The following is an 8139-nucleotide window of genomic DNA, read 5'->3' as shown; positions in this document are numbered from 1 at the left end:
ATAAATCCAAATGCCGTTACTCGACCATATGTTGCAAGTGAACCGATAAGTCCAATGTTTGGACCTTCAGGAGTTTCAATTGGACACATTCGACCATAGTGAGAAGGGTGAACGTCACGGACTTCAAAGCCCGCACGATCACGTGATAAACCACCAGGTCCAAGCGCTGAAAGACGGCGCTTGTGAGTAAGACCCGAAAGTGGGTTCGTTTGATCCATGAACTGCGACAACTGAGAAGTTCCGAAGAACTCCTTAATCGAAGCGACTACTGGACGAATGTTAATCAGAGTCTGCGGCGTGATTGCTTCTACATCTTGTGTAGTCATACGCTCGCGAACTACGCGCTCCATACGTGAGAGGCCGATGCGAACTTGATTCTGAATGAGCTCGCCAACTGTGCGCAAACGACGGTTACCGAAGTGATCGATATCGTCTTTTTCTACACGTACTTCGCGGCCGTACTCCATCAAAAGGTCGCCACGGTGAAGAGCTACTAAGTAGCGCAATGTCGCAACAATGTCGGAGATTGTAAGGAGTGAAGCCTTGAGCTCAAGATCTAAGCCCAGCTTCTTATTAACCTTGAAGCGACCGACTTTGGCCAAGTCATAACGCTTTGGATTGAAGTAAAGGTTTTCAATTAAATTCTGTGCAGCTTCCTTAGTTGGAGGCTCACCGGGACGGAGCTTGCGATAAATATCTAGAAGCGCCTCGTCCTGAGTTTTAACAGTATCTTTTTCAAGTGTTGCACGGATGGATTCGAAATCACCGAACTCTTCAAGAATCTGCTCTTCGCTCCAGCCAAGTGCCTTTAAGAAAACAGTTACTGACTGCTTGCGCTTGCGGTCGATGCGAACACCAACGAGATCTTTCTTATCGACTTCAAATTCAAGCCAAGCACCACGACTTGGAATCACCTTTGCAGTAAATACATCTTTATCAGAAGTTTTTTCGATTGTACGCTCGAAATAAACACCAGGTGAGCGAACAATCTGAGAAACTACAACGCGCTCAGTACCGTTAATAACAAAAGTTCCACGAGCTGTCATCACTGGGAAGTCGCCCATAAATACCGTCTGAGATTTAATTTCGCCTGTGATGTTATTTGTGAACTCAGCAGTTACGAATAGAGGTTGCGAATAAGTCATGTCGCGCTCTTTGCAATCATCGATTGAGTACTTAGGCGGCTCAAAGCGGTGATCACGGAATGTAAGACTCATAGTTCCTTGGAAATCTTCAATCGGTGAAATCTCTTCAAAGATTTCTTCCAAACCTGAAGTAGTAGGGATCTCTCCACGATTCATAGAATCGGTTGCTGCGATACGCGAGCGCCATGCATCGTTGCCCAATAACCAATCAACGCTTTCAACTTGCAACGCTAATAAGTTTGGAACTTCGAGAGGTTCACGGATTTTTGCGAAAGAGATTCGGCGTGGTGCTACTGATGATTTTTTAGACGCGGCCAAGAGATGTCCTTCCAGACAATAATGCGGGAACACACAACTATTAGGTCTCAGCCGCTATATGCCCTGACCAAAAGTTTTTTGTGCGAAGGTGTAGGGTACCGCCCTGACCCCGAACCTGTCCAACCGGGCACTTATACATCTAAAGGGGTCAGTTTGCCAGCGGATTGGCTCTCAATGGGGAAAGAAAATCCCAGACAGCATCAGCGGCCCCACCACTCCAAAACCCGGGATAAAGCCTGCTCCTCAGTGATTTCTAGCCTCGTTTGATGAGCGAGATCATCTCGCCAGTAGCCCACAACCCTTCGATCCAACATCGCAAAAGTCAGATTTACGCCTAAGAGCTCTACCATCAAATTTCGGGTACGGGACGAAACCGGACCCAAATGAGTCAGACCCTCCAAATCAAAAAGATCTCTTGATGTTCCCCTATCGAACCAAGCCGCCAATTTCATCGCCGAAAACCCATCTAATGTTGGAGTTTTGAGCACGATCTTGGGCACATCTGAGTAACGCTGGTGTATTTCTCTTGGAGCTACCGGGATTTCCTTCCATCCTCTCATCTGAACTGAAATTGCTTGGACTTCGATTTGAACGCCTGATTGACAAACTAGTAGTGCCTTACCTGGTTCAGATATCTGTGATGGCTTAACACTCCAATATGCCTCTGGAAATTCTTGAAGAATTAACTCTGGGAGTGAGTCAAGTTCGCGAATTAGATCAATTCGATTGGAAGTAAAGATATCGATATCTTCTGAAAGCCGCCCACGCTCCAAAAATGTTCGGGCTAGACCTGTTCCACCATAGAAAACTAGATCTGTTGTGAAATTGCGCAAGACAGAGAGCACATGACTAATCGCGTGATCTTTTTGCACCTGTGAAAAAGAAGTGCTGAAGAGTTGTTGGATAGTTAACGCTTCATGCGGATCTAGCATTGGCCACCCAAGTTTCTACTTTTTCCAGACTGGAACCCATATGTCTCTCTTTTGCAAAATTTTGCAGCTTCTCTTTATCGATGCGCAAAACAAGTGCAATAGCGGCCTCTCGAGCAACATCTGAGAAATCTGAAATCAGATTCTCTCTCTTTGCTAGATCTAAAGCTGTTTGTTCAAGATTAGTAGTCCAACCTGATCCGAGTTCTGTGGCAATTCGAATCCGTCTCAACTGCCCAACATTCCTCTTTACAAAAAAAATTCGCCCAAATTTCGTTTCTAAAGTGGGTCTTTGCTTAGGAACCGCAAGAACTGCGACTCCGATTGCGCGCGGTATCGCACCATGAATTCTTGCTGCAGAGATATGCATCAAAGAGACTGCCTCTTTGCCATAATCAGCTTGCCCAATCCCAAGAGCAATCGCTTCCATATCGGGTCGCCACTCTCTACCTCTATTGGCCTCGGGAATAACCGCGTAATAGCCGTGAGCAACTTTAAGTAGCACCCCAGTTTTTTCTAAACGTAAAAATTCGGAGCGGGGCTGGACATAAAGCCGTGAGGCATCTCTTGGGCGTAGAACTCCCCGTTGTAACGAGGCAATAGGCGCTACCATTGTCAAATAGTAATATAAAGGTTGGGTAATTGCCAACTTCTATAATACTTTAACTCTAAATTGGTTGATTGTGTGCATTTCAACATATCAAACATAGAAAAACCCCTCTGACGGGAGGGCCGAGGGGACTTTAACGGAACAAGTCCCCGGTCCAACCAGCAGAGGGGTTTTCGAGCGAAATTACTTGATTGTGACAGTTGCGCCAGCAGCCTCAAGGGCCGCCTTTGCCTTATCAGCTGTCTCCTTGTTTACCTTATCAAGGAGAACAGTTGGGCAGGCATCAACTAGATCCTTGGCCTCTTTCAAGCCAAGGCTTGAGTTGAGTCCGCGAACTTCCTTGATAACTGCAATCTTTGCTGAGCCAGCTGATTCAAGAACAACTGAGAACTCATCTTGTGCTGCTTCTGCACCAGCGGCTGCGCCACCTGCTGCTGCAACTGCTACTGGAGCAGCGGCAGTAACGTCGAACTCAGTTTCAAATGACTTAACGAACTCTGAGAGCTCGACCAATGTCATTTCCTTGAACTGTGCCAATAGGTCTTCTGTATTGAGCTTTGCCATATTCGTTATTCCTTCTCTTCTGTTGATGTTATTAATTCTTCAGACACTACATCTGCAGTCACAGCTTCAGCTGGAACCTCGGACACGGCATCGATTGCTGCTGGTTCGGACACTTCTGCCACAGCTTCGTTAGCTATTGCTTCGGACACCTCGGACTCAGTACCGTTCTCTGATTGTTCGGACACCATCTTGATACGGAGAGCATCGAATACACGTGCTGCCTTAGCAAGCGATCCCTTCATAGCGCCAGCAAGCTTTGCAAGTAGAACCTCGCGAGATTCAAGATTTGCAAGTTGCATGATCTCTTCTTTAGTAACTGCTTTGCCTTCGTAGATTCCACCCTTGATCACAAGAAATGGATTCTCTTTAGCGAAATCGCGCAGGCTCTTAGCCGCGTCGATTGCATCGCCATTAACGAATGCAACTGCAGAAGGACCAACGAGTAGATCTGGTGAGAGATCAACGCCGGCATTCTTTGCTGCAATCTTTGTAAGAGTGTTCTTCACTACTGAATACTTGGTTTTATCACCGAGTGCACGACGTAGTTGTTTCATCGAGGTCACAGAAAGTCCGCGATACTCGGTGAGGATTGTTGCTGTAGCTGTGCGGAAATCTTCCGTCAGTTCTGCAACTGCTGCTTCTTTATCTGGGCGAGCCATTCGGTTCACCTTTCCTGGTACTTAGCGACTTCAGGGCAATAAAAAATCCGTGACGCGTAAGCGTGCACGGATTAATGTGTACACCTACGCGGGTTGAGATTTCCTCATTTAATGAACCAACCTTGCGGTTAATCCAGACCTGCGGTCTTTGGTTATGGGGTAAGGCTAAGGGTCGGCAGTCTTCAGGGTCAAATTGGCTAATTTATGCGGGGACCCTGCGTGCCAACAGGGTTGATCCCATAATGGATAACACGACCGCCAATAGGACGCCGGTGTATTGAGATTGAGTAAGAGCCTCCTGGGAATACGCCAATGAGCCCAACACAAATGAGAACTCCCCAATCTGGCTAATGCCAATCGCAAATTGCAGGCGCCTTACATTCATCTTGCCCAACTTTGAGAGCAAAGCAGTTGGTAGAGATTTAAGAACCACCATCATTACAAGAAGCAGCAACGCAAATGGCCAAGCTTTACTAATTTGTCCTGGTTCAATTAAAGAACCAATAACTACAAAAAATAAAACTGCAAATAAATCGCGGAAAGGCAAGATTGCCTTTCTTACCTCATCTGTATCTCTGCTTTGGTTAATTGCAAGACCTGCAACGAATCCTGCAAGTGCCATTGGGATTCCAAACACAACAGTTCCCATTGCTGCAAGCACCAATCCAATTGAGACTGAATAAATGAGAAATAAATCTCTCTCCCAGCGCACAATTCGTAAAAGCTTTGGGAGCATTTTTGAAGCAACCATTGCAATAAAGGCAAAACCAAATAACCCACCAATTGCTACGGGCAAGGGTTTATCGCCGGCACCAAATAGAGCCAGGATCACCGCTGCAGAAGTAACACCTACAACATCTTGGACAACGGACCACCCTAATAATGCATCTTCAGTTGGGGTATCCGTTGTACGTCGAGGACTCCTAGTTATATTTACGATGACAACACTTGATGACATTGCAACAGAGAGAGCTAAGAGTAGAGCGCCAAGTGCAGGAATCCCCAACCAGAGGAATACTGGTGTACCGATTAATAAACCAATCGCAACCTGTGCAGGCACCCCCCAGAGTAGAGCTTTCTGTTCTCTACTAATTCGGCGAAGATCAATTTCGATTCCAACTTCAAACAACAGTAAGACGACACCGATATCTGCAAGTAGTGCGAGTTGATTGTTATCAGCAACAAATCCTGGTGTGAAAGGGGAAACAACTAAACCTGTAAGTAGGTAACCCATTACCGATGGCAAGCCAATTTTTCGGGCGAGGAAACCCATGGTCGCTGCGACAGTTAAGACAACACCAACATCGAGTACTAGAGGTGCGGTTTCAACAATTGATGCCATAACGTAAGTCTAGGTAATTGCATACATTCCAGGGAATAAAAAGGGCCCCGGCGCAATGCCGAGGCCCTTCTTATTAATTCTGCTTAATTAGATGCAGGCTCGCGAACGAGGTTTGGGTCCACTGCGATTCCAGGTCCCATCGTTGTTGAGATAACTGCCTTTTGAATATAGCGACCCTTTGAAGAGTTTGGCTTTGCTCGCAGAACTTCTTCCATAGCAGCTGCGTAGTTTTCTGCAAGCTGCTCGGCGGTAAATGATGCCTTACCAATAAGGAAGTGAAGGTTTGAGTTTTTATCAACGCGGAACTCAATCTTTCCGCCCTTGATATCTGTAACTGCTTTTGCAACATCGGTTGTAACTGTTCCGGTCTTTGGGTTTGGCATCAAGCCACGTGGTCCAAGCACCTTTCCAAGGCGACCGACCTTTCCCATGAGATCTGGTGTTGCAACTACTGCATCGTAATCAAGGCGACCCTTTGCGACCTCTTCGATTAATTCGTCGCCGCCAACAATGTCAGCACCTGCTGCGCGAGCAGCATCGGCCTTATCGCCATTAGCAAAAACTAAAACGCGTGCAGTCTTTCCTGTGCCATGTGGCAAGTTAACCGTTGAGCGAATCGCTTGATCGGCCTTCTTTGGGTCAACGCCAAGAACCAACGCAACTTCAATAGATGCATTGTACTTAACCGTTGTTGTTTCCTTTGCAAGTGTTACAGCTTCGAGTGGGGTGTAAAGGTGATCTTTAATTACCTTAGCCGCAGCCTCGTTGTATTTCTTTGAACGCTTCATTTCATCCTCATTCTTTCCTAGGTTGTGGTTGGCGAACCAGCGCGGTTCTCCCACATCTCTTTCTCACGATGAGAAGGAGAATTCTTTATTTATCCGTTCGTTGTTATTCCCATTGAACGTGCAGTGCCAGCGATTATGCGTGATGCGGCATCGATGTCATTTGCATTTAAGTCATCCATCTTTACCTTTGCGATTTCAGCAACTTGAGCCATGGTGATGTTAGCGACCTTGGTCTTGTGTGGAACTGCAGAGCCCTTTTCAACGCCAGCGGCCTTCAAAATAAGACGTGATGCTGGAGGTGTCTTAAGGACGAAAGTGAATGAGCGATCTTCGTAGACAGTGATCTCTACTGGAATGATCTGACCCTTTTGAGCTTCAGTTGCAGCGTTGTATGCCTTAACGAACTCCATAATGTTGACACCATGCTGGCCAAGGGCAGGACCCACTGGTGGAGCAGGTGTTGCCGAGCCAGCTTGGATCTGCAACTTGATAAAGCCGGTTGCCTTCTTCTTTGGTGCCATTTCTTGTCCTCTTTTTTCTTATCGTTTACTAGGGTAATTAAATCTTTTGTACTTGCGCAAATGAAAGCTCTACTGGTGTTTCGCGACCGAAGATAGAGACGAGAACCTTCAACTTAGCCTGCTCTGGCATGATCTCTGAAATCGAAGCTGGGAGCGTTGCAAATGGACCATCCATTACAGTTACCGATTCGCCAATCTGGAAATCAATTAAGCGAATATCAACTTTGTCTGATTTCTTAACTGGTCGTGGTGCCAATATCTTTTCGACTTCATCCATATTCAATGGACTTGGGTGATGGGCGTTACCAACAAATCCAGTAACACCAGGAGTGTTACGAACTGCCGACCAAGATTCATCAGTGAGATCCATGCGAACTAAAACATAACCAGGATAGATATTGCGCTTAACCATTTTGAAAGCGCCGTTTTTGAGCTCTTTAACCTCTTCTTCGGGAACTTCAATCTGGAAAATATAATCCTCCATATTTAAAGATTGAATACGAGTCTGAAGGTTGCCTTTAACTTTTTTCTCATAACCGGCATACGAGTGAACTACATACCAATCTCCAAGTGCCGTGCGCAGTGTGCGACGAAATTCAGCGTTTGGATCGTTTTCATCGGATTCGATATCGCCATCTTCATCTGAAGCGAGCGCGAGTTCGGGATCTGCAGTTACAACTACATCCTCAGTGACTTCAACTTCTGGTGCTGCGATTTGAGTTGCAGAGGCGGCAAGAGCTGCTTCGAAGGCATCTGGCTTCTGTATTTCGATGTTGAGTTCTTCAGTCATTTCTCTTCCTTATCCAAATACCCAGAAGACGATCTTGGTTAATACGAGATCGAGAAGTGAGACAACTGCAATGATGAAAGATACGAAGACCAAAACAACGGCGGTATAAGTCGTTAGCTGCTTACGAGTTGGCCAAACTACCTTGGTCAACTCACTTGTAACTTGGCGGTAGAAAAGGCCGACGCGCGCAAATAGCCCTAGCTTCTCGGCTACGTGATCAGGTGACTCTGTCATCGTCATTTCCTTTTCTCTTCAAGTACTTACCTATTACAACTCTGAACATGTACATCTTGCAGGGCAGGAGGGACTCGAACCCCCAACCGGCCGCTTTGGAGACGGCAACTCTAGCCAATTGAGCTACTGCCCTTCGCACGAAGGCATGGCAAAACCATAGGGAAAAGCAAACCCTCGTGAGCGTTGAAGTGTAGAGGCTAGGAGGGGTTCCGGTCTAACTCGCTTCGCAGATACGGCAG

General features: G+C 46.5%; 9 protein-coding genes, 1 tRNA gene and 1 pseudogene. All 11 read right to left on the bottom strand.

Going from position 1 to position 8139, the window contains the following annotated elements; translation table 11 throughout:
- Window positions 1–1463: hypothetical protein (locus Q8K48_09145; GenBank protein ID MDP1852558.1), on the bottom strand; the 1463-nt coding region annotated here is incomplete at its 3' end.
- Between the two features lie 200 nt (window positions 1464–1663).
- On the bottom strand, window positions 1664–2395 hold the full coding sequence (locus Q8K48_09140; GenBank protein MDP1852557.1) for a nucleotidyl transferase AbiEii/AbiGii toxin family protein: 732 nt from the start codon (window positions 2393–2395) through the stop codon (window positions 1664–1666).
- Window positions 2379–3005 (bottom strand): type IV toxin-antitoxin system AbiEi family antitoxin domain-containing protein, encoded by a 627-nt coding sequence (locus tag Q8K48_09135; protein MDP1852556.1) that lies wholly within the window; start codon window positions 3003–3005, stop codon window positions 2379–2381. The genes Q8K48_09140 and Q8K48_09135 overlap by 17 nt, the downstream gene beginning before the upstream one ends.
- Window positions 3006–3185: 180 nt before the next feature.
- A complete protein-coding gene (gene rplL / locus Q8K48_09130) occupies window positions 3186–3566 on the bottom strand; it encodes a 50S ribosomal protein L7/L12 (GenBank protein ID MDP1852555.1) in 381 nt (126 codons plus the stop codon).
- 197 nt (window positions 3567–3763) lie between these two features.
- Window positions 3764–4225, bottom strand: a pseudogene (rplJ, locus tag Q8K48_09125) (50S ribosomal protein L10).
- Between the two features lie 202 nt (window positions 4226–4427).
- Complete coding sequence (locus tag Q8K48_09120; protein MDP1852554.1) at window positions 4428–5567, bottom strand: cation:proton antiporter; 1140 nt, start codon at window positions 5565–5567, stop codon at window positions 4428–4430.
- Window positions 5568–5650: 83 nt separating this feature from the next.
- On the bottom strand, window positions 5651–6355 hold the full coding sequence (rplA, locus tag Q8K48_09115; protein MDP1852553.1) for a 50S ribosomal protein L1: 705 nt from the start codon (window positions 6353–6355) through the stop codon (window positions 5651–5653).
- Window positions 6356–6444: 89 nt separating this feature from the next.
- Entirely contained in the window at window positions 6445–6876 is a 432-nt protein-coding gene (rplK, locus tag Q8K48_09110) for a 50S ribosomal protein L11 (GenBank protein MDP1852552.1), read from the bottom strand.
- A 37-nt stretch (window positions 6877–6913) separates the two neighbouring features.
- The gene (gene nusG, locus Q8K48_09105; protein MDP1852551.1) at window positions 6914–7666 is read right to left on the bottom strand and encodes a transcription termination/antitermination protein NusG; all 753 of its coding nucleotides are present in this window, start codon (window positions 7664–7666) and stop codon (window positions 6914–6916) included.
- Window positions 7667–7675: 9 nt separating this feature from the next.
- On the bottom strand, window positions 7676–7900 hold the full coding sequence (secE, locus tag Q8K48_09100) for a preprotein translocase subunit SecE (protein MDP1852550.1): 225 nt from the start codon (window positions 7898–7900) through the stop codon (window positions 7676–7678).
- A gap of 59 nt (window positions 7901–7959) precedes the next feature.
- Window positions 7960–8033: transfer RNA gene (locus Q8K48_09095), tRNA-Trp, on the bottom strand.
- Between the last annotated feature and the right edge of the window lie 106 nt (window positions 8034–8139).

This window comes from Candidatus Planktophila sp. (assembly GCA_030681675.1).
In the GTDB taxonomy this organism is placed as follows: Bacteria; Actinomycetota; Actinomycetes; order Nanopelagicales; family Nanopelagicaceae; genus Planktophila.
Note: the sequence above shows the minus strand (reverse complement) of the source record. Positions and strands in the feature narration are given on the sequence as shown.